A 20,995-nucleotide genomic window follows, 5' to 3' on the forward strand; every position below is an offset into this window, starting at 1 on the left:
ATGATCAGGAAAAGAATTGGGCTCGTTATCGGGCCCTTTTTATTTTGTATCGTATTTTTCAGCAGTCCTTTTGAAGGACTCACCGCTGAGGCAAATGCAGTCTTAGCTTCTACTCTCTGGATCGCTAGTTGGTGGCTTTCGGAGGCCCTGCCAATTTCAGCTACTGCGCTTTTGCCCATTGTTCTTCTCCCATTGACAGGTGGAGCGCCCATTGGACAAACCACAGCCGCTTTCGGGGATAAAATGTTGTATCTTTTTCTAGGTGGATTCATCATTGCCATCGCCATGCAGAAATGGAATCTACATAGAAGAATCGCTATCAGTATAATTTCTGCTGTCGGGACCAACTCGAGACTGATCGTTTTGGGATTTATGCTAGCTACAGGATTGCTGTCCATGTGGATATCCAATACAGCAACCACCCTGATGATGGTGACTATCGGGACAGCCCTCATCGCTGAAGTAAAAGAGCTGACAGGAAAGTCGGGAAAACTATTTTTCAAGGCACTTTTACTGGGAATTGCTTTTTCAGCATCCATTGGAGGTGTGGCCACACTAGTAGGCACACCAACCAATCCTATTTTTGTTTCTATAGCTTCCAAACTCTACAATCAGGAATTCAGCTTCGCCAGTTGGATGTCTTTTGCACTCCCATTTTCATTAATCATGCTATGGTTTTGCTGGGTCGTGCTCACACGCTTGGTGTTTCCACTTCACAAAGTGCAAATTCCAATAGGAAAAGATTTGATCGAGAGGGAGAAGAAAACTCTAGGCAAAATGTCTCAGGAAGAAAAAGCAGTGGCCTTCGTTTTTGTTTTGACAGCCATTCTCTGGATCACAAGATCGTTCGTATTGAGTCAGTTTATACCTGGAATCAACGATACCGTGATTGCTATAGGTGCGGCTCTGACCATGTTTATCATTCCGTCGAAAAAAAGAAATGGAAAGCCTCTGCTAACATGGAATGAAGCCGAGAAGCTTCCCTGGGGTGTAATCATCCTTTTTGGTGGCGGACTCTCCCTGGCCGCCGCATTCCAAAGTTCAGGACTTGCAGAATGGCTCGGGCTTCAACTTGCAGGAGTAAAGGAATTGCCGCTTTTCCTTACCATTCTCATTATAGCACTGGTGGTAAATTTCCTTACAGAAGTCACCTCAAATGTTGCCACTGCATCTATCATGCTGCCCGTTCTTGCTTCTCTTGCAGATGCAATTGGTGTACACCCATTTTTGCTCATGGTTCCGGCCACAATGGCCGCTTCGTGCGCTTTTATGCTGCCAATTGCCACCGGACCAAACGCAATCGTCTTTAGCTCAGGTGAATTAAAAATGAATGATATGGTAAGAGCCGGAGTATGGCTTAACATTGTCTCGAGCTTGCTGATAAGCCTGCTCGTTTACTTGCTTTTACCTGCTTTTTTATAAGCCGCCCGGTTGGTGTTGGCGATATATACTCCAATTCCGACTGCTACCATTCCGATGTAGTGCCACAAGTAAAGTCGCTCACCATCAAGTACTCCCCACATCACTGCAAAAATGGGAATGATGTAGGTGACAGAAGAAGCAAACAATGCGTCTTTCATTTGCAAAACTTTATTGAAAATGATCAAGGCTATGGCTGTACCTAACACGCCTAACAAACAGATATAAAAAGTAGCTATTCCCGTTCCTTCGACATGATTAAACTTTGACCAAAAGTCTGTGAAGCCAAAGAGGTAAATGGTGGCCAATGGGCCTACCAATAACAGAGAAACGCTGGTCACTGTCACAGCATGAACGTCATTCAACTTCTGTTTAATCAAATTGAGATTGGAGGCATAGCAAATGGTCGCAAGCACCACCAATAAAGCGTATGCATTGATACCTGTTAGCGCATTTCCCTCCCCGGCAGTAATCAAAATAGCCGTCCCAATGAAGCCAATAAAAACCCCAACATAAACCTTACTCGTCTGCTTTTGTTTGAAAACCAATAACGCAATCAGAATGGTGAAAATAGGTACCAGCGCATTTAGCACTCCTGTAATAGCACTTGCCAACTGAGTTTGGGCGATAGCGAACAGAAAAGCAGGCACCAGACTTCCCAGCAATCCTACAGAAACAAAGTATGGAATCTTCTTTTTATCAATTGAATTGAACCTCTTAAGTGCAGACGGAAGGAGAAATAATGAAGCTGCAACAATCCTTAAAGACCCCACTTCCTGGGGTGAAAGACCGATCAATCCTTTCTTGATTAGAATAAACGAACTACCCCAGATAAATGCCAAAATGAGCAAAAGTGCCCAGGCTAATAGTGGTGATTTTTGCATGAAGTTGAGCAAATAATTGAGCTACAAAATTGAATAAACAAATCTCGCAAGAATTGATTCATTTTCTTCCTTCCAGCTAATACCGCAATAAATGTCTGGATTTATTTCTTTTAGATTTTGAATGAAGTCCCTTTCCTTACTTGGTGAGATCAGCACCGAACTTTTCTTGAAATCTATTTTTATCCGTTTTAAGGAAACGGCAGGGGAGCTAAGTGGATTATAGCTTCGGTTTATAGAGATTATCTCACCAATGGAAATCGTATAAATTTTGAAAGGACCAATCTTAATAAGCAGACTACCCTCCTTTATTTCATACCTCAAACCAAACCAGAGGATACTAACAAAAGACAAGATGAAAAAGTCCAATAGGCCTAATCTATCCACACCAACATGATAGTAGGAAAATCCAATAATTCCCCATAAAAAAATACCTAGAACCCAACTTCTTCGCGAATAGTAAACCATGATTCCGTTAAGTTAACCTACTTAACTGAAAACCGCAGCTTCCTCGTACATGGCGGGTATTTGGAGTAGAGTGTCTTTTACCTCTTCATAAGATTCTGACTCTACCAATGTTGTTCGTGTTGGCTTAAAGTTTTGGATTCCTCTGAAGTAATTGGTGTAGTGTCTGCGCATTTCGAAAAGACCTAATTTCTCACCTTTCCACTCAATAGAAAAATCAAGATGTTGTACAGCCACTCTCACGCGCTCTTCCAAACTTGGAGCATCCAGATGTTCACCAGTTTTCATGAAGTGCTTGATTTCATTAAAGATCCAGGGATACCCAATGGCGGCTCGGCCAATCATGATGCCATCAACACCATATCTGTTTTTATATTCCATAGCTTTTTCTGGAGAATCAATATCTCCATTTCCAAAAATAGGAATGTGAATACCCGGATCATTTTTTACTTCGGCGATCGGATCCCAATTTGCTTCGCCCTTGTACATCTGCTTTCTGGTTCGCCCATGGATACTCAAAGCTTGAATGCCCACATCTTGAAGACGATGGGCCACCTCTTGTATTTTGATAGTGGAGTCGTCCCAACCCAGACGAGTCTTGACAGTTACAGGCTTGTTCACCTGCTTCACGATCTCCTCCGTCATTTTTTGCATCTTCGGAAGATCAAGTAAAATACCTGCACCAGCTCCCTTGCAAGCCACTTTCTTTACCGGACAACCATAGTTGATGTCAATAATTTCGGGATTCGCCTCCTCTGCAATAGCAGCAGCCTCACGCATGGACTCGATCTTATCACCGAAAATCTGAATGCCTATCGGGCGTTCATAATCATAGATGTCTAACTTCTGCACGCTCTTCTCCGCATGCCGGATCAGCCCCTCAGAAGAGATGAACTCGGTAAACATCAAATCTGCCCCATTTTGCTTGCACACTGCACGGAATGGCGGATCACTCACATCCTCCATGGGAGCAAGTAGCAATGGAAACTCTCCTATTTCTATGTCACTGATTTTAACCACCTTGAACGGTTATATTTGTCCGCAAAGTTAGCCATATGCAGGACATTCTAAGAAATAACCCGAAAGATAAACAGCGATCGCGCGCCTGGATCTTCAGTATCATGCTCACAGCCTACATCTCCATCATGATGTTGCTAGGTAGTGGCGATGCTGATGTCGATACCGATATGATCCTGAATATGAACCCAATCCTGATGCTGTCTATTCAGGGGGTGGCATCCGTTTTTCTTTTCATTGGACTCCCCGCTATTTTCATAGGAGTGGGTCTTAGGATTCCGTTTACAGACTTTTTCCCTAAAATCTCCTGGCACACTGCTGGGCTCACCATTTTAATTTCCATCAGCTTCATGGTAGTCAATAGTGCGATAGGCGAATGGAATATGAACCTTGATTTTGGGGATTCAGATTTTGCAGCATGGGCAAAAAGGTCTGAAGAGCAGCTGAAGGTTTTAACCGAACATCTAACCAATTTTACTTCAACCACGCATTTTATTTTGGCGCTGGTGGTAGTTGCTGTAATACCGGCTATCGGTGAGGAGCTGTTATTTAGAGGGCTAATTCAAAATCTTTTTTCCAAAGCTTTCGCTAATCATCATGTTGCCATCTGGTTGACGGGCTTCATTTTTGCGGCTATACACATGCAATTTTTTGGGGTGATGCCGCGAATGTTTCTTGGTGTCCTTTTTGGATATCTCTATCACTGGAGTGGCAAGCTCAGTGTGGCTATGCTCGGTCATTTATTGAATAATGGGCTTGCACTCATCGCTCTTTACCTCGCTCAAAAGGAAATTGTGGAGGTAAGTCCCGAGCAAATGGAGCAAGCTGCACCCTGGCCTGCAGTTTTAATTTTTGCAATCATTTCTTTTGTGCTTATCCGAATGTTTTACAAAAAATTTCAAAATGCGTGATTGGCAAGCTGTCTACTCCGATGACCAGGAACATCGAGTAGATATCGTAAAAGCTGTTCTGGATGACAAAGGCATGTCACCCGTGAAAATCAACAAGCAAGTTTCCCAGCATGGTTTCGGAAATTTTGAAATCTTTGTGGCACCTGATCATGTGATCAGGGCAATCCGAATTATAAAAGAAGAAATAAAATTTGAGTAAGTATCCCGATCTAATTCCGAGATTTTTCTCTGCCATCATTGGTGGCATGATCATCATTTTATCACTCCTGTGGAGCGAGTGGGGATTTTTTGCCGTATTCCTATCTATCTCGTGCCTTACCATCTGGGAGTTTTATCGGTTGATGAGGTTGCAGAGTTATCTGCCCATTCGTTTTCTGGGAGTAACGATTGGAGCACTGCTCTTCACCATTACCTTTTTCATTGAGTCGGATTTTTTATCAAATCAGCACTACGTCATGCTCTTCCCGCTGGCATCTTTTGTCTTTCTGATCAAGCTTTACAAGAAGAGCGATGTGCATCCTTTCATAAATATTGCGCTGTTCTATCTTGGCATTATGTACGTGGCAGTTCCCTTTGCACTGACCAATCTTCTTGTTTTTCATAGTGGTGAATACTCCTATGAAATAATTCTTGGACTACTCTTCCTAACCTGGGCTAATGATGTCGGGGCTTATTTCACAGGCATCCTTTTCGGGCGTACGAAGCTTTTTGAACGCATCTCCCCAAAAAAATCCTGGGAAGGCAGTATTGGAGGAGCAGCTACGGCTGTTTTGGTAGCCATTGTTATTGGTTTTTATTTCACCGGACTCAATGAAATAGAGTGGATCAGCGTAGCAATAATCGTGGTAATAGCTGGCACCTACGGTGACCTGGTTGAGTCACATTTTAAGCGATCGATTCAAATAAAAGATTCGGGCACCATCATCCCTGGACATGGTGGATTTCTGGATCGTTTTGACAGCCTTTTAATTGCCGTTCCATTTGTCGTAGTTTTCTTGAAATTATTCTAAAGAGAAGTAGAATTCCCCTTAGCTTTGCGGTCAAAATAACAACAGACCCCATTTTATTTTATTCCTATGGCATATATAGAACCCGCGCCAATAAAGGACAGAGATAACCCTTTCGAATCGATGATGTCTCGCTTCCAGATCGCTGCAGAGCATCTTGGTTTGGATCAGCAAGTTTATGATGTATTGAAGACGCCTGCCAAGCAGGTAATCGTCTCTTTGCCGGTAACGATGGACAATGGCTCCATCAAAGTGTTTGAAGGCTATCGCGTGATTCACTCAACCATCTTAGGACCATCCAAAGGTGGGGTGCGCTATGACATGGACGTGAACATTGATGAGGTGAAAGCACTAGCCGCATGGATGACCTGGAAGTGCGCCGTGGTGGATATCCCTTACGGTGGTGCCAAGGGTGGAATCAAATGTAATCCTCGTGAAATGTCTGCCGGTGAAGTAGAACGACTAACTCGTGCATTCACTCAAGCAATGCACGACGTGTTTGGGAAGGATAGAGATATTCCGGCTCCTGATATGGGAACAGGACCAAGAGAAATGGCCTGGATGATGGACCAGTATTCTCGAAACCATGGCATGACTGTAAACTCTGTGGTGACTGGGAAGCCGCTTGTTCTTGGAGGTTCACTTGGCCGCACGGAAGCAACCGGCAGAGGTGTGATGATCTCCGCACTTGCTGCCATGGAGAAACAAAAAATTAATCCTTTCAAAGCTACCTGTGCTATTCAGGGCTTTGGAAATGTGGGCTCATGGGCCGCTCAGCTCCTTGAGGAGCGTGGTGTAAACATCGTAGCTATTAGCGACCTTTCGGGAGCGTACCACAATGCTGAAGGTATCAACATCAAAAAAGCGATGGAGTATCGAGATGCAAACAATGGTAGCTTGGAGGGCTTTGGTGGAGCAGAAAAAATTGATCCGGAAGAGTTACTTCTTTTGGAGGTAGACGTGCTTGTACCAGCTGCCATTGAGGATGTGATCACCAAGGATAATGCTGATAAGATTAAAGCGAAAATGATCGTAGAGGGCGCCAATGGCCCTACATCTGCGAAAGCTGACGCCATCCTAAATGAAAAAGGGATTTTAGCTGTGCCGGATATTCTAGCGAATGCCGGCGGTGTGACTGTTTCTTACTTTGAGTGGGTGCAAAACAGACTTGGATATGGCTGGACACGTGAGCGAGTTAGCCGACGGTCTGACAGAATCATGAAGACCGCATTTGATAAAGTATATGCGACATCAGAAGAATATGGTGTGAGTATGCGTATTGCAGCTTACATCGTGGCAATCGACAAGGTGGCTAAGACTTACAAATATCGAGGTGGCTTCTAGGCCGTGGGACGGCAACCATTATTTTTGTGTCATTCTGGGCAGAGCGAAGAATCTAACTGATGCTTTACTTCGTTCAGCATGACATTCTAAAAAGCAATTAGAAAATGAGGATACACAAGGAAGGTATAAAAATGATCCCTTTGATGGCTGTGCTGACAGGGGGATTGTATGCGCTACTTTATTGGCTTATCCCGATATTCATCATTCAGCTGATCATTGCAGTGATTGCCATCATCTTTATGATTCTGGTGGTGCGATTCTTCCGAAATCCTAACGTGATCACTCCTCCAAAAGACGGAGTTGTCTATGCCCCTGCAGAGGGAAAAGTAGTGGTGATTGAAAAAACTTACGAAGGAGAATATCACAAAGAAGATCGTATTCAGGTTTCGATCTTCATGTCTCCGCTCAATGTGCACGTAAACAGAAGCCCGATCAAAGGAGTGGTGGATTTCTTTAAATATCATCCCGGTAAATTCCTGGTAGCATGGCATCCAAAATCCAGTACGGATAATGAACGAACCTCTGTAGGATTCAAAACTGAAAATGGCGTCACCATCCTCATGAGACAGATTGCGGGTGCAGTAGCGCGACGGATTGCATTCTATCCGAAAGTAGGAGATGCGGTAGAGCAGGGAACATCCGTAGGTTTCATTCGCTTTGGTAGCCGGGTAGATCTATTCCTCCCTCTAGACGCAGACATCAAAGTAAAGATTGGTGACCTGACTAAAGGTGGCGAGACGGAGGTGGCATATTTAGACAAAAGATAAAAGACTTTAGATTTTAGATTGTATTGTCTTTTGTCTAAAGTCTAGCATCTAAAATCTAAGTTTACTTCCTACTATAATTAGGCGCCTCTCTCGTAATATGAATATCGTGCGGGTGGCTTTCCGCCACACCAGCTCCGGAGATTTTCACAAACTTGGCTTCCTGCAAAGCCTCGATAGTTCCGGCACCACAGTAGCCCATACCTGCCTTCAGTCCCCCTACCATCTGGTAAAGAACTTCCTGAACAGATCCTTTGAATGGTACTCGTCCTACGATTCCCTCTGGAACAAGCTTCTTGATATCGTCTTCCGCATCCTGGAAGTAGCGATCTTTAGAGCCTTCCTCCATTGCCTCTACAGATCCCATTCCTCGGTAAGATTTGAATTTTCTTCCTTCGTACAAAATCACTTCACCCGGTGCTTCTTCGGTACCCGCAAGTAGTGATCCAATCATCACTGTATTTCCTCCTCCTGCAATCGCTTTTACCACATCACCTGAGAATCGGATACCGCCATCGGCTACTATTGGTACACCAGAGCCTTTGATGGCTTGTGAAGATTCATATACTGCAGACAGCTGAGGAACACCTACACCGGCGATAACACGTGTGGTACAAATACTACCAGGTCCGACTCCTACTTTGATAGCGTCTGCTCCGGCCTCCACCAGCGCTTTCGCAGCTTCTGCGGTCGCAATGTTTCCAACAATCGTTTCCAGATCTGGAAATACTTTTTTAATTCGCTTAGCCATATCGATCACCCCCTTTGAATGACCATGCGCCGTATCAATAGAAACCAAATCTACACCGGCCTTTACTAGAGCTACGATTCGATCCTCAATGTCAGGCGTCACACCAACAGCCGCACCTACTCTCAACCTGCCATATTCATCCTTACAAGCATTTGGGCGGTCCTTATTTTTAAGAATGTCTTTGTAGGTAATCAGTCCAGTTAGTTTGCCATTTTTATCTACGATTGGGAGCTTCTCAATTTTGTGCTCCTGCAGGATCGCCTCGGCCTCTGTTAAGCCCACTTCTGCTGTTGCTGTGATCAGATTATCCTTGGTCATGATATCCTTTACCGGCTTCTTAGGCTTCTTTTCGAAGCGAAGATCACGGTTGGTTACTATGCCAATCAGCTTACCATCTTTATCAACAACAGGAATCCCTCCAATCTTATTTTCCTTCATGATTGCCTCTGCATCTCCTACAGCTGCATCAATATTCAGGGTAATTGGGTCGAGGATCATTCCACTTTGGGAACGCTTCACCTTCCGCACCTGAATAGCCTGTTGCTCAATTGACATGTTTTTGTGAATAATTCCGATTCCACCCTCAAGCGCCATAGCAATAGCTAGCTTGGCTTCTGTAACTGTATCCATCGCAGCAGATACCAGTGGGATGTTTAAGCGGATATTTCTCGTGATCTGAGCAGATGTGTCAGTGTCTCGGGGAAGTACTTCAGAATAACCTGGAAGGAGAAGCACATCATCATAGGTGAGCGCTTCGAAGAGGAATTTTTCGTTTGTCGTCATGGCAAATAATACTGAACTGTAATGATTATTTGCCGTGCAAAATTATGCTGGTTCCATAGAATAAGTACTATCACAAGACATATTTTTACCGTATGGAAATTTGGAACTCATTTTACGATCAATTACTTGAAACCACCTGGCTGGAGTTTATCGCTGTGATTTGCGGTATCACTAGTGTTTGGTTTAGTAAACAAGAAAATATTCTTGTCTATCCTTTCGGAATTATTAGCGTTGTAATATTTGTATACCTCACTTACGAATACGGGCTCTATGCAGAAACCGGGATCAATGCCTACTATTTTGTGATGAGTGTATATGGCTGGTGGAATTGGAAAAACACGAAAGATATTGCCAGAAGTCAGATTCCAATCACCAAGAGTTCCGGTTGGGGTCATGTTGTAAACATCTCCACTTTCGTTTTTGCTGCTGTATTCATTTATATCATGTTGATCAAGTTCACGGACAGCACCGTGCCAATCATTGATTCCATTACCACAGGTCTAGCGATTACAGGTATGTATCTGATGGCACTAAAGAAAATCGAGCACTGGCTTTTTTGGATAGCGTGTGACCTGATTTCAATTCCATTGTACATCTATAAGGGATTGCCGTTCACGAGCCTTCAGTTTCTAGTTTTCACTGCACTGGCTATCATGGGTTGGATTTCATGGAAATCCAAGTTAGTCATAGAGGAAAGTGATGATTAAACGGGTTGCTGTTATCGGGCCGGAATCTACTGGCAAAAGTGAACTGTGTCAGCACTTGGCCAGGCATTACGATACGGAATGGGTGCCTGAGTATGCACGATTTTACATCGATAGGCTGGATCGGGATTATGAGCAGCACGACTTGAAATCAATCGCGGAAGGACAAATTTCCTGGGAAGATGAGAAAGCAGAGTACGCAAACAAATACCTCATTTGTGACACTAATTTGATTGTGATCAAAATTTGGAGCGATCACAAATATGGGAATACTGATGCTTGGATTGAAGAGCAACTTGAAGGGAGAAAATTTGATTTCTATCTCCTAAATAACATTGACATTCCCTGGACTCCCGACCCACAGCGCGAGCATCCAAAGTTGAGGAAGCATTTTTTCGAGGTTTACAAAAGCTATTTAGAAAACCATAAGCTTCCTTTCGCCATTGTATCCGGCATTGAAGGCGAGCGCAAGGAATGTGCGGTTAATGCAATGGATAATTTCTTTACTAATTAAGAAAGATGCCGGATCAAGTCCGGCATGACATTCTAGTCGGTTTTCAGAATATCCTTAAACTTCTTAGCCACCTTCTCAATTTTTGGTCGCGATACATTTCGTATGTATGGATTGTCCGGATGATTTACCTCATAATTCTGATGATATTCCTCCGCCAAATAAAATCCATCCAATTTGCTCAATTTGGTAACTATCGGCTGGGAAAACTGAGGTGCAAGTTCCTCCATTTTAGCTTCCGAAAGCCTCTTTTGTTCTTCATTATGATAAAATATTTCGGAACGATACTGAGGTCCCACATCCGGCCCCTGCCTATTGAGCTGGGTAGGATCATGAGCCGTAAAGAAAATTTCTAGTAATGTTTCATAGCTAATGATAGATGGATCATAATAGACCTGAACAGCCTCTGCATGAGCGGTCCTTCCGGAACTAACCAACCCATAATCTGCAGTGGATTTATCACCTCCTGCATACCCGGAGACAGCCTCGACCACTCCCTTGATTTGTTCAAAGGAAGCCTCCACACACCAGAAGCATCCGCCAGCAAAAGTGGCCGTATCTAGTTTTTGATAATCAATGACTGAACTTGAATTTTTTGCCTCACTCCGATTATTTCCCTGAGTCTGACAACTGAAAACAAAAATGCTCGCAATTAAAGTGATGTACTTCATGGTTTTCGATTTTAATCAATGTACGACTATACTATATCAATCGATTTATCAATGGACGGAAATGTAGTCGCTCTTGCAATTTAAATATCAAAATTCTATGCGATAGCTCAGGTTAGGAAAGAAACTGATTTGAGAGTCAGATTCAATCCTCCGCTGACCGACATTATAGTATCTGAAAAATTCGTTTTCACGTTGAGTCAAGTTTTGGATGTCAAGGGAGATCACAGATGTGGTTCTCTTCCTGTTTTTTCGGTAGCTGATTCCAAAATCCATCCGGAAATATCCATCAAGCTTAAGCTCGTAGTTTTCTTGATAATTATAAACAGTGTAGCCTTCATTAATAGAAGCTCCAATATCTATTGGAGCTTGTCTTTTACCTCCCGCAAAAATTAGTTTTCCATTTAGACTAAGTGTGTTGTTTCCACTGCTTCCAATCTTGAATTCTTTTCCAGCCAGGAAGTTATAGATGTAACCACCATCAAACTGCGTACTCCTTTCTACCCCATCTGACCCGGTGTAGGTAGATTTGTAAAGAGACGCAGTACTAAGCATGTAAAATCCATTTGTAAGAAATTTCTCAAGTGTCAGTTCTACTCCGTAATTCTTACCCTTTCCATTATTCGCTAATTCTGAGGTCGTATACCCATCAAAGGTGTTTAACGTGGAGAAGGTTAGCTGGCTATAGTTTGATGTGGTGTCATTTGGCCAAATTGGAACATTGAATAGATGTTGATAATACACTTCAGCCTTGAACCTGAGCTTAGGTTGCAGCATTTTTTCATATCCAAGTGCTGAATGAAATGCCTGAGTAAATCCAAGATCTTTATTGTTTTGCACAAAAGAGCCGTCTTCTTGATACTGACGAGCAGTATATAATGCGATTGTTTCCATTCTGCTATGGAATCCAACCCCTCCAGAAAATGCGTGCGACCCCCTATCCCACCTAAAGCCTAGTCTGGGTTCAACATAGGTTTTCCCATTCAGCGCAAAATGTGAAATATGAAGACCAGAATTCAACGTGAATCGATCGCTGGTTCTAAATTGCCAGTTGCCAAATAGTTGATAGAATCCGGCATGGTCATCTTCATCCAGTGGTGTTACAAACTGATCTGCTCGTCTGTCCCAATAGGTATTGTTGAGATTATATCCTAACCTGCTCAATACCGTACCGATCCTCATGGTATGCCTGGCTGAAAATTTATGGTTGAAATAAGTTGAAAATCTCAGCTGTGATTCTATGAAATCGCTTGATTCCAGCGTTAGTACATCTAGAGAATCATAGACGCTTTTTAACTGATTATAGGAACCAGAAATGATTGTTTCAAAAAAAGAATCTTCACCCACATAATAAACATTCGTTATTCCAGCAGCTCCAGTATTTTGTTTTTCGATATCATTCTCCCAGCTTCCCGAGGATTCATTTGGAATAAATTGATAAGTATTTCTACCTCCTAACCCCCAAAGAGAGAATGACCCAAATTTCTTGGTTGGAATGCGAACTTTATATGATAGATCCTGAAAGGTGATGTCTTCTTCTTCGCCCAGAATATCCAAGCCTAATTCAGTCAAAAGTGCGAGTGTGGAGTATCTATAGTTGAGTAGGTATGATGCTCTCCCGTTTTTAGACAAAGGCCCCTCAGATGCAGCAGCAATTCCTAATAACCCGGCTTGAACAGCATGTTCATGGTTATCGAAATTTCCTTGTCTTAGCTGTAAATCAAAAATTCCAGATGTGGCGTTTCCATATTGAGCGGGAAATGCCCCGGTGAAGAAATCAGAATTGGCCAGCATATTATTGCTAAGCATGCTTATTCCACCTGCCGAGGAACCAATAGCTGTAAAATGATTGGGATTAGGGATTTCAACTCCTTCCAACCTCCACAAAATTCCTTTTGGGGAATTCCCTCGAATCACAATTTCGTTCAGCAGATCGTCTCCGCCAGTTTGAACTCCGGCGTATGTCAGAGCGGCTCTTGCAGGGTCATCAAATGTGGCTGGAAATCGACTAATTTCATCCATCCCTAATGATATAGCCGAGATGGTAGCTAATTCATTCCTTGGTTGCCCTTTTTCCTGATTTTCAGAGGTGACCACTACCTCATCAAGTTGCTGAAGGGATTCGATGAGCTTGGCATTCATGACAACCTCTTTACCTGCGCCTATTAATACATCAGGTATTACAATTGACTCATAGCCAAGGTACGAGATACCTAGTGTTTGCCTCCCGATTGGCACTTTTTCAATCTTGTAAAACCCTTCAACATCAGTTATGCCTCCCATTGGAGGGTCGCTTCCTAAAATCTGAACGGTAGCTCCAATAATTGGAGACCCTGATTGTTCGTCCGTTATTTGTCCTTTGATTGTTTGGGTAAGGGATTGAGAATGGGCGATTGCGGATATGATTAGCAACATGCCCGAAGTAAGTTTTTTCATTAATAATTAGCAGTGTTAGTAGTGTGTGTTTGGGATATAGACGACAAAATTTTCGAAAAGCTTCATCCTCATCGATCTTTTTTTAAATGAAAAAGTCAAGATCAATTTTATTTAACACCATTGTAACTTTGAACGATGCTCAAACCCTACTTTCAAAAGGAAAAAATAGAGGCCGGATGTGATGAAGCTGGGCGTGGATGTCTGGCTGGTCCGGTGGTTGCAGCGGCGGTTATTTTACCGAAAAACTATAAGCATAAAGTACTAAATGACTCCAAGCAACTCACAGAGAAGCAACGGATGGAGCTTAGAAAAGAAATCATTAATGATGCCATTGCGTGGGGTGTAGGTGTGGCCTCTCCTGGCGAGATAGATGAGATAAATATCCTAAATGCCAGCTACCTCGCGATGGAACGGGCAGTAGAAAAATTAAAAGTCACTCCTGAACTTCTCCTCATCGATGGCAATCGATTTAAATCAACCATAGACATTCCGTTTGAATGTATCATAAAAGGGGATGGGAAGTTTTATTCCATTGCCGCTGCATCTGTTTTAGCAAAAACGCATCGTGATGATCTTATGCGCCAGCTTGCGATTGATTTTCCTGGATATGGATGGGAAACGAACGTGGGCTATCCTACACGTGAACATAGAGAAGGACTAAAAGAAATGGGATCAACGCCACATCATCGCATGAGCTTTCAGCTACTGCCGAGTCAGTTGGAGCTGTTTCCTGATTGAGCTAGCGTATTTGCAATTTTCTCTCTGTCTAGCGGCTTTTCCAACATGGAAGTCACGTATGGGTTTTCATCAGCTTTTCGCTGGTCAGATGGATCAATCGATGAAGTGAGGATATAAATCTGGTCTCCCCTGTTTTTCAACTGTGGAAATGCATCCAAAAATTCCCACCCATTCATCACTGGCATATTCAAATCCAAAAAGATGATATCTACTGATTGATTCTTCAGGAATTCAATCGCTTCTTCACCATTCATCGCTTTAAATATTTCTATGGATGTCTGCTCCTTCTTTATGGCAAGTTCTGCCAATGTAAGAAAAATAGGATCATCATCTACTAATAGAATTTTATTAGGATTCTGCATTAAAAAATACCTTAAACTTAGTCCCTTGGTTAATCTCGCTTTCCACTTCTATTCGACCTCCTATGGCTTCCACTTGCTGCTTGGTCATATACAACCCCATACCGTGACCGCTCTCTTCATCGGCGTGGAATCTGGACCCAAGCTGAAACATTTTTCCGCCAAACCGCTCCAAATCAATACCCCTTCCCTGGTCTGCCACTGTTAAAAGTACTTCTTTTGAATCTTTTTTTGCGCAAATTGTGATCTTTTGATGCTTTTCCGTTACGCCGTATTTCATCGCATTGGTAATGAGATTATGCAGGATACTTTGTAAATAGGCGGGAAGAATACGCAATGTTAAATCTTCCGGGATATTCATATCAAATTCGATATTTTTTTCATTTGCCGTCTTTCGGTTGAGCAATATCACATCCTTTATCACCTCTTTCAGATTTATCTCATCCTTCTCCAGCATGGAAATATCCTTTTCGAAATTGAGCAAATCATTGATTGCGTCAATGGCCAGGTTGAGCTTCAACGCGGTGGCCTTTAGCATTTCAAAATATTCCTTGTTCCCGGGATCATCTTCGATGATAGTAAGCAACCCCACCAGATTGGCAACCGAAGATCGGAAATTATGCGAGGTGATGTACGAAAAATCTTTAAGACGTTGATTCTGCTCTATGGTCTTGCTAAACAACTTGTGCAGCTCACGTTCATTGTGAGAGCGAATTCGAATATTGACCAGCATTTCAGAGAATAGCTCCAACAATAAGACTTCTTTCTCGCTGGCTTGATGATACTTTCTCACCCAGTCAAAACCAACAAAGCCTACGCACTCCTTGTTGTGTATCATAGGCATAGTCATCAAACTTCTAATCTTTTGAGATTCCAGTAACTCCTTGAAGTCTGGTTTAGTCAATTTTGAGACATCATTTACAATCATCGGCTCACCTTTCAAGTGGGCATTTACCAGCTCTGGCATTATCTCCAGTGGCAGGTTTTGATTGTTATGAATTTCCGGACTAATCCCATTTGCACACCATTCAAATGTATTGTTGCAAATGCCTAGCTCTTTGTTGAAATCAAAAACGTAGGAACGATCTGCGCCCACAAACACGCCCAATTCCCTCAAAGAGTCATTAATTGCCTGCTCCACCTCCTCAAGTGGTAGGTCTATATATTTTGTGGAAAGATTGATAAGGATACGTTGCATTTCAGCATACTTGATCAGTGCTTGCTCGGCTTCTCTCTCCTTTGTTATATTCCTAACTGCACCATCAAAGTATACTTTCCCGTCTACCCCTTCTATCTTGATAGAGTTTAGGTATCCCCAAAAAGTGCTTCCATCTTTTCGCCTGAACTCTACTTCTTTATTTTCAATCGAGCCTTTCTCAAGGACTTCTTTACCCACCTCATCTCGTTGCTCTGGATTCTTATACAAATCCATCGGATCCATGTCCATTATTTCCTGGATAGAATCATAGCCAAACATCTTCACAAATTCATCATTTACATAAATGATCCCTTTTTTGCTTTCGCTCCGATAAATGGCTTCATTGATATTTCGGTTGATGCTTTCAAGCAGTTGCTCCCTGGATCTAATCTTATCTAGAAATTCACGCTCCTTTGTTACATCTCGTATCGCGCCATCCCAGAAAACATTACCGGTTTCATCCGAGTGCATGATCGTACTCACCAGACCTACAAACTCTGACCCATCCTTTCTTCGAAAGGTCACCTCCTCATTTTCATACGAATGATTTGCGTTGAGCTTATTGATCAACCTCATTCGGTCTTTCGGATCCTTATACATATTAGAAATTGCTTGCTTTCTTACCTCCTCCTCAGATGAAAACCCAAACATCTTCACAAAAGCATTGTTGACGTAAATCAAACCGTCCTTATCGCTCCTAAAGACAGCTTCACTGATGTTCTGGTTGACTGATTCCAGAAGTTGGTTAAAATCCATATACGTGGGCAATTAGCTGGTTTACCCTTTTATTATAGTTTGAAGAAATCAGTTTCTTACCATGGTGAGGTTTTTGACAACTTTGATTTCTTCATGGTTAATCTTAAAAATTTGATGCCCGGAATAGTCTAAGACTCCCCAAGCTCCACCTTTGGAAACCAAAACCTGATTCCCAAAATCTTGTAGATGATCATACTCCGATCTCAAAATGAAACGTCCGGCTCCATTTACTAGTCCAAATTGATCATCCATATTTTGCACAATATAATTACCTGTTGGCAATCGGTTGATAGATTTCCAAATAAGTTCAAGAACTTCCTTTCCTTCGGTGTTTATCAGCCCGTATTTGCCATCTATCTGCACTACTGATACGCCATCGTTAAATTTTGTAACCGATTGATAATAGGGTTGTATCACCAAATGCTCCTCTTTGTTAATAAACCCCCATTTTTCCCTCAGTTTGACTGGCGCCATGCCTTCCTGAAAAGTTCTTACATCATCATATCTATTGCTAATTCTCAACCTTCCATGATCATCTACAAATCCCCATCGATTTTCTTTCTTGACAGAAAAATATTCTTCGCTAAAACCAGATACTTCCTGATAGTTTTCCTCAGGCTTCAGAATTATTCTTCCGGTCTTTTCCGCGAGTGAGACTCCTGTGCTATCCCAAAGAGTGAAGTGATCGCCAACCATCTGAATTCTATCATATGAAGGGTAAATCACCATTTCCCCATAGTCGTTGAGCAATCCCATTTTTAATTCCTCTGAAAGCATGAGCGTGAATTCGCCAATCCTGTCAGTAGGCTTAGCGGTGGTTTTGAACTTGAACTCACCTTTGCTAAATACACTATACCCTCTCCCGCGCCTGCCAATTAGAATATCATTATGCTTGAATATTTCTTGAAATGAAGGGCGAATGATCCACTCGGCATTCGTATTCATGGTTCCCCACATATTCAAATAAGAAACAACATAAGCATCTCCATCAGCTACGATACTGTCATATTTAAAGCTGGAAAGCTCGCTTGCATCGGATGTTAAAATGCCCCAATGATCATTCTTTTTGGCTAGAAATTGTCCCTCCACTCCCGGCTTCAGCTCTTGGAATGGAAACCGATTCATCTGCTGACCAGTAGAGTGATGAAGATTCCATCCGGTATGATTTCTAGCACCAAAAAAATCTCCCATGGCGTGTATGGAATCATATTGCTTTATGATGGCAGTTCCATCCTCCAGCAAGACAGACCACTGGCGCGATTTGCTGTTTTGAACAATCATTTTGTCGGTGGAAACTTCCTTTAAGACTAGCTCATGATTGGAAAGTAATGTCTCATTCTTCAAAAGAAAATGGTGAGCGCCGTTCAGGAAAGCGATCAACATACCATTTTCACTCATAGAAAGTGAATCACATTGCCACGAGAGAAATAATGTATCCTTTTGATAGATCTTCCACTCTGGAAAGCTCACGGGCTTGACCTGGGAGTTCTCCAGCCTGAATTTTTTGTAATCAAAATCATAAACAACAGAGCCACTTGAAAGCAAGTATCCGGCATAACCATCTCTATATGCTGTGACACCATCATAAGTGTTGGTAAGAGAGTCCAAACCCAACTGAATTAACTGACCTCCGTTTTTATAAAGGTCAATTTTGCTTCCAGGCTGCTCAGCAATCAAAAGCGAATTTACCTCGCTTACCCGCTTGTATTTGGTAGGTATGACGACTTCATTATTCATGGATACAACTCCAAAAAGCTGACGGTTTCCATCAAAATCACTAACCAGCCAGTTAACGCCGAATGGATCAATCGTGAAGTAGTTAAAACTTACCAGGGTCTTACCCTTTTTATCTAATATTCCGTGAAAAAGTCTGTTGCTGAATTTTCCCTTTATAGAAGCTTTGAAGTAATTGGCTGAAATTGGAACGATTGTGTAGAATTTCTGCTGTGTCAGCGGTTTGTTTCGAACGGTGATCAGCCCCCAAGAGCCATTTTGCTTATAGCCTATGACTCCATTGCGAACCTCTGAAGAGCCATCTGACCAACCTAGTCTTTCATAAACTGCGGGTACGGTAACAGCACCTGATTGATCCTTAATACCATAATAACCGCCCTTTTCAAAAACGGTAAAATCCTCAGCGAACGCCAACGAAATGGAAATAAAAAGTAAGATGGACGATAGTGCGCGCATACTCCCACTGACAAATATAAAGCGGGGCTATTTCTTTTCTATTTCTGCGGCATCAAGGTTAAACAAGTCATTAAGCACCCCTACTAATGTCTCTGCCTCGCCCCGCTTACAAGCTGCTTTCAGTTGAAGAACTGGCAGCTTTATGACCTTTTGGATCATGTTTTTAGTTACAGTTTCCAAAAGCTCAACTTCCTTATCTGATAATTTCTTATGTCTTGCCAACTCCTCTTTTCGGATCTGATCAAGAGCGTTCTTCAATTTTTGGATTGTAGGAGAAACCTCCATTTCACTCCTCCAGCTTTTGAAACCCTTCAGCTCTTCCTCGATGATTTTTTTTACATCAGGGATGGACTTCTCTCTCACTTTCCTGGCTTTTAATGTTCGCTCAGTGAGCTGATCCACATTGTACAATGAAATGCCAGGAACATTGTCTAAATCTGTATCCATACTTCTGGGTACAGATAGATCGATTAAAAGTTTATGAATTGACTTTGAGCTGAAGTTTGATGCTCCGATGATAGGAGTAGAAGTGGAAACTGCTGAAATGATGACATCATTATTCGCTATCACATTGTCCAGATCTGAATAATCACAAACGGAAATATTTCTTCCCTCGGCTAGCTTAATGGCCTTTGACTTGGTCCTGTTTACAAGTGTGATGGATGCCTCTTCTGCGTTTAGGTTGTCGAGAACATTTTGACCTATCTCGCCTAGTCCAATCAGCGCAATTCTTGGATTGGAAATATTTCCAATGAACCCGCCAATTAAATCAACTGCTACAGACGCCACCGATGCAGTTCCATCTTGAAGTCTGGTTTCTTTAACCACTCGCTTGTTGGCAAAGAAGATTGTGTGCATCAGCCTGTGAAGGTGTGGGCCTGCGAGACTTAAGTCTGCACTTTGCTGATATGCACGCTTTACCTGATTGCTGATCTGAATGTCTCCCAAGACCTGCGACTCAAGACCAAGCGCAACATTAAAGAGATGAAGAGATGCCTCATTAGCATCATATCTTATGATGAAGTCTTCCAACTTTTTTGATTCAATCCCTTTAAAACTGGCCATCAATCCCAAAATATCGTCTGATAAATCAGCACCTGAAGAGAAATAAATTTCAGTTCTGTTGCAGGTAGAAACTAGCAGAGCTTCATCAACAGAGAACATCTCTTTTAGCTTTAGCAAAAAGTTTGTTGATTCAACCTCGCTAAAAGCTATTTTCTCCCGAATCTCAATTGGGGTGTTTTTATATGACAGTCCTAAAGCCTTAAATCCTTCCATCTCAATCAATTAGGATCGCAAAAATAACAGCGGGTTGCGTATATTGGTTGTGATAAAAATCAGCTAACCCTTATTTAGAATCATTTTAAATAATGTTGAAGTTCTTAACAGATGCTATCTCACGTGCTTTGGGGTTCACCAAGACGGAAGCCCGTGGAACATTGGTGTTGATTTTGATAATTTCTATTGCGTTGATTGGATCGAGTTACCGCATATCTCATTTGAAAAACAAATCGGAGTTTGTGCCGGATAGCACTGCGATCGAATGGATCAAGGAGGCACAGGCCTCCATTGAGTTGAAGAAAGAAGAGGAGACCGAATTCGACAAAAGTGTTTTCTATCCAACTAAGAAGAATTTCGAACCTAAAAAGAAATTTGCTGGCAAGTCAAAGCCAAAATTGGAACCTCTGCTTGAAAAAATTGAAGTGCTTGATTTGAACCTGGCCACCGCTGAAGAACTCCAAAAGGTAAGAGGAATTGGTCCGGCATATTCTGAGCGAATAGTCAAGTACCGAGACATATTAGGCGGTTTTAGTGATACCACTCAATTGAGAGAGGTCTATGGTTTAAAAGAGGAGACAATCGCAGAACTACTCACTCATTTTGAGATAAAAGCACCAGTTTCGAAAATTGATATCAACTCTGACTCACTCAAAGTACTAGCAAATCATCCCTACATCAGCTATGACCTTGCCAAGATTATTATCAACTACCGAAGAGAACACGGTGATATAGAAACTGCCGACGATCTAAAGAAAATAAAGGCACTGGATGAGCGTACTTTCTTGAGATTAAAGCCATATTTGGAATAAGGC

The 20,995-nt window shown here is 42.3% G+C and carries 20 protein-coding genes; 10 read left to right on the forward strand and 10 right to left on the reverse strand.

The features are described from left to right. The gene (locus ACEQZT_RS14590) at nucleotides 1-1,422 is read left to right on the forward strand and encodes a DASS family sodium-coupled anion symporter (protein ID WP_370090190.1); all 1,422 of its coding nucleotides are present in this window, start codon (nucleotides 1-3) and stop codon (nucleotides 1,420-1,422) included. Here the strand turns inward: ACEQZT_RS14590 and ACEQZT_RS14595 are convergent. From ACEQZT_RS14595 to dusB, 3 genes are read right to left on the reverse strand one after another with little or no spacing between them, the layout of a single operon-like run. After that, nucleotides 1,395-2,303 carry a DMT family transporter gene (locus tag ACEQZT_RS14595; protein ID WP_370090191.1) on the reverse strand — a complete coding sequence of 303 codons (909 nt, stop codon included), beginning with the start codon at nucleotides 2,301-2,303 and terminating at the stop codon, nucleotides 1,395-1,397. The genes ACEQZT_RS14590 and ACEQZT_RS14595 overlap by 28 nt on opposite strands. A 21-nt stretch (nucleotides 2,304-2,324) precedes the next feature. Continuing rightward, nucleotides 2,325-2,768 (reverse strand): PH domain-containing protein, encoded by a 444-nt coding sequence (locus tag ACEQZT_RS14600; protein ID WP_370090192.1) that lies wholly within the window; start codon nucleotides 2,766-2,768, stop codon nucleotides 2,325-2,327. Nucleotides 2,769-2,789: 21 nt separating this feature from the next. Next, complete coding sequence (dusB, locus tag ACEQZT_RS14605) at nucleotides 2,790-3,785, reverse strand: tRNA dihydrouridine synthase DusB (protein ID WP_370090193.1); 996 nt, start codon at nucleotides 3,783-3,785, stop codon at nucleotides 2,790-2,792. 35 nt (nucleotides 3,786-3,820) lie between these two features. Between dusB and ACEQZT_RS14610 the strand changes: the two genes are divergently transcribed. The 5 genes from ACEQZT_RS14610 (at nucleotide 3,821) to ACEQZT_RS14630 (ending at nucleotide 7,811) form a co-directional block, all read left to right on the forward strand. Then, the gene (locus ACEQZT_RS14610; RefSeq protein WP_370090194.1) at nucleotides 3,821-4,693 is read left to right on the forward strand and encodes a lysostaphin resistance A-like protein; all 873 of its coding nucleotides are present in this window, start codon (nucleotides 3,821-3,823) and stop codon (nucleotides 4,691-4,693) included. Then, complete coding sequence (locus ACEQZT_RS14615) at nucleotides 4,686-4,892, forward strand: hypothetical protein (RefSeq protein ID WP_370090195.1); 207 nt, start codon at nucleotides 4,686-4,688, stop codon at nucleotides 4,890-4,892. Before ACEQZT_RS14610 ends, ACEQZT_RS14615 begins: the two co-directional genes overlap by 8 nt. After that, on the forward strand, nucleotides 4,885-5,703 hold the full coding sequence (locus tag ACEQZT_RS14620; protein WP_370090196.1) for a phosphatidate cytidylyltransferase: 819 nt from the start codon (nucleotides 4,885-4,887) through the stop codon (nucleotides 5,701-5,703). Before ACEQZT_RS14615 ends, ACEQZT_RS14620 begins: the two co-directional genes overlap by 8 nt. 66 nt (nucleotides 5,704-5,769) lie before the next feature. Then, on the forward strand, nucleotides 5,770-7,044 hold the full coding sequence (locus ACEQZT_RS14625; protein WP_370090197.1) for a Glu/Leu/Phe/Val dehydrogenase: 1,275 nt from the start codon (nucleotides 5,770-5,772) through the stop codon (nucleotides 7,042-7,044). 104 nt (nucleotides 7,045-7,148) lie between these two features. After that, entirely contained in the window at nucleotides 7,149-7,811 is a 663-nt protein-coding gene (locus tag ACEQZT_RS14630; RefSeq protein WP_370090198.1) for a phosphatidylserine decarboxylase family protein, read from the forward strand. 61 nt (nucleotides 7,812-7,872) lie between these two features. Here ACEQZT_RS14630 and guaB read toward each other — a convergent pair whose 3' ends face one another. Continuing rightward, entirely contained in the window at nucleotides 7,873-9,342 is a 1,470-nt protein-coding gene (gene guaB / locus ACEQZT_RS14635) for an IMP dehydrogenase (protein ID WP_370090199.1), read from the reverse strand. A gap of 92 nt (nucleotides 9,343-9,434) precedes the next feature. Here guaB and pnuC point away from each other — a divergent pair, with 92 nt between their 5' ends. Both pnuC and ACEQZT_RS14645 read left to right on the forward strand, forming a co-directional pair. Continuing rightward, a complete protein-coding gene (gene pnuC / locus ACEQZT_RS14640; RefSeq protein WP_370090200.1) occupies nucleotides 9,435-10,049 on the forward strand; it encodes a nicotinamide riboside transporter PnuC in 615 nt (204 codons plus the stop codon). Continuing rightward, nucleotides 10,042-10,560 (forward strand): AAA family ATPase, encoded by a 519-nt coding sequence (locus ACEQZT_RS14645; protein WP_370090201.1) that lies wholly within the window; start codon nucleotides 10,042-10,044, stop codon nucleotides 10,558-10,560. Before pnuC ends, ACEQZT_RS14645 begins: the two co-directional genes overlap by 8 nt. A gap of 32 nt (nucleotides 10,561-10,592) precedes the next feature. On the opposite strand, the gene msrA is transcribed toward ACEQZT_RS14645, so the two are convergent. Together msrA and ACEQZT_RS14655 are read right to left on the reverse strand one after the other, a co-directional pair. Continuing rightward, nucleotides 10,593-11,228 carry a peptide-methionine (S)-S-oxide reductase MsrA gene (gene msrA, locus ACEQZT_RS14650; protein WP_370090202.1) on the reverse strand — a complete coding sequence of 212 codons (636 nt, stop codon included), beginning with the start codon at nucleotides 11,226-11,228 and terminating at the stop codon, nucleotides 10,593-10,595. A gap of 87 nt (nucleotides 11,229-11,315) precedes the next feature. Next, a complete protein-coding gene (locus ACEQZT_RS14655; protein ID WP_370090203.1) occupies nucleotides 11,316-13,661 on the reverse strand; it encodes a carboxypeptidase-like regulatory domain-containing protein in 2,346 nt (781 codons plus the stop codon). Between the two features lie 135 nt (nucleotides 13,662-13,796). Between ACEQZT_RS14655 and ACEQZT_RS14660 the strand changes: the two genes are divergently transcribed. After that, entirely contained in the window at nucleotides 13,797-14,399 is a 603-nt protein-coding gene (locus ACEQZT_RS14660; RefSeq protein WP_370090204.1) for a ribonuclease HII, read from the forward strand. Here ACEQZT_RS14660 and ACEQZT_RS14665 read toward each other — a convergent pair. The 4 genes from ACEQZT_RS14665 to hemA are packed head-to-tail and all read right to left on the reverse strand — an operon-like array spanning nucleotide 14,375 to nucleotide 20,180. After that, entirely contained in the window at nucleotides 14,375-14,761 is a 387-nt protein-coding gene (locus ACEQZT_RS14665; protein WP_370090205.1) for a response regulator, read from the reverse strand. The two genes, ACEQZT_RS14660 and ACEQZT_RS14665, sit on opposite strands and share 25 nt — an antisense overlap. Next, nucleotides 14,748-16,712: a PAS domain S-box protein gene (locus ACEQZT_RS14670; RefSeq protein WP_370090206.1), complete on the reverse strand. Its 1,965-nt coding sequence runs from the start codon at nucleotides 16,710-16,712 to the stop codon at nucleotides 14,748-14,750. Before ACEQZT_RS14670 ends, ACEQZT_RS14665 begins: the two co-directional genes overlap by 14 nt. 48 nt (nucleotides 16,713-16,760) lie before the next feature. Further along, the gene (locus tag ACEQZT_RS14675) at nucleotides 16,761-18,902 is read right to left on the reverse strand and encodes a WG repeat-containing protein (RefSeq protein WP_370090207.1); all 2,142 of its coding nucleotides are present in this window, start codon (nucleotides 18,900-18,902) and stop codon (nucleotides 16,761-16,763) included. Nucleotides 18,903-18,929: 27 nt separating this feature from the next. Further along, the gene (gene hemA, locus ACEQZT_RS14680) at nucleotides 18,930-20,180 is read right to left on the reverse strand and encodes a glutamyl-tRNA reductase (RefSeq protein WP_370090208.1); all 1,251 of its coding nucleotides are present in this window, start codon (nucleotides 20,178-20,180) and stop codon (nucleotides 18,930-18,932) included. A gap of 92 nt (nucleotides 20,181-20,272) precedes the next feature. Here hemA and ACEQZT_RS14685 point away from each other — a divergent pair, with 92 nt between their 5' ends. Beyond that, complete coding sequence (locus tag ACEQZT_RS14685; protein ID WP_370090209.1) at nucleotides 20,273-20,992, forward strand: ComEA family DNA-binding protein; 720 nt, start codon at nucleotides 20,273-20,275, stop codon at nucleotides 20,990-20,992. The last annotated feature ends 3 nt before the right edge of the window (nucleotides 20,993-20,995 follow it).

It is taken from the genome of Ekhidna sp., from assembly GCF_964218185.1.
Lineage (GTDB): Bacteria > Bacteroidota > Bacteroidia > Cytophagales > Cyclobacteriaceae > Ekhidna.

Excerpts from the sequence above, each read along its gene's own strand:
- ACEQZT_RS14590 (WP_370090190.1), top strand. The coding sequence starts at position 1 with ATGATCAGGAAAAGAATTGGGCTCGTTATCGGGCCCTTTTTATTTTGT.
- ACEQZT_RS14660 (WP_370090204.1), top strand. The coding sequence starts at position 13,797 with ATGCTCAAACCCTACTTTCAAAAGGAAAAAATAGAGGCCGGATGTGAT.
- ACEQZT_RS14630 (WP_370090198.1), top strand. The coding sequence starts at position 7,149 with ATGAGGATACACAAGGAAGGTATAAAAATGATCCCTTTGATGGCTGTG.
- guaB (WP_370090199.1), bottom strand. The coding sequence starts at position 9,342 with ATGACGACAAACGAAAAATTCCTCTTCGAAGCGCTCACCTATGATGAT.
- ACEQZT_RS14675 (WP_370090207.1), bottom strand. The coding sequence starts at position 18,902 with ATGCGCGCACTATCGTCCATCTTACTTTTTATTTCCATTTCGTTGGCG.
- ACEQZT_RS14595 (WP_370090191.1), bottom strand. The coding sequence starts at position 2,303 with ATGCAAAAATCACCACTATTAGCCTGGGCACTTTTGCTCATTTTGGCA.
- msrA (WP_370090202.1), bottom strand. The coding sequence starts at position 11,228 with ATGAAGTACATCACTTTAATTGCGAGCATTTTTGTTTTCAGTTGTCAG.
- ACEQZT_RS14615 (WP_370090195.1), top strand. The coding sequence starts at position 4,686 with ATGCGTGATTGGCAAGCTGTCTACTCCGATGACCAGGAACATCGAGTA.
- ACEQZT_RS14670 (WP_370090206.1), bottom strand. The coding sequence starts at position 16,712 with ATGGATTTTAACCAACTTCTGGAATCAGTCAACCAGAACATCAGTGAA.
- ACEQZT_RS14600 (WP_370090192.1), bottom strand. The coding sequence starts at position 2,768 with ATGGTTTACTATTCGCGAAGAAGTTGGGTTCTAGGTATTTTTTTATGG.
- ACEQZT_RS14655 (WP_370090203.1), bottom strand. The coding sequence starts at position 13,661 with ATGAAAAAACTTACTTCGGGCATGTTGCTAATCATATCCGCAATCGCC.
- ACEQZT_RS14610 (WP_370090194.1), top strand. The coding sequence starts at position 3,821 with ATGCAGGACATTCTAAGAAATAACCCGAAAGATAAACAGCGATCGCGC.
- ACEQZT_RS14665 (WP_370090205.1), bottom strand. The coding sequence starts at position 14,761 with ATGCAGAATCCTAATAAAATTCTATTAGTAGATGATGATCCTATTTTT.
- ACEQZT_RS14645 (WP_370090201.1), top strand. The coding sequence starts at position 10,042 with ATGATTAAACGGGTTGCTGTTATCGGGCCGGAATCTACTGGCAAAAGT.
- hemA (WP_370090208.1), bottom strand. The coding sequence starts at position 20,180 with ATGGAAGGATTTAAGGCTTTAGGACTGTCATATAAAAACACCCCAATT.
- pnuC (WP_370090200.1), top strand. The coding sequence starts at position 9,435 with ATGGAAATTTGGAACTCATTTTACGATCAATTACTTGAAACCACCTGG.
- ACEQZT_RS14625 (WP_370090197.1), top strand. The coding sequence starts at position 5,770 with ATGGCATATATAGAACCCGCGCCAATAAAGGACAGAGATAACCCTTTC.
- ACEQZT_RS14685 (WP_370090209.1), top strand. The coding sequence starts at position 20,273 with ATGTTGAAGTTCTTAACAGATGCTATCTCACGTGCTTTGGGGTTCACC.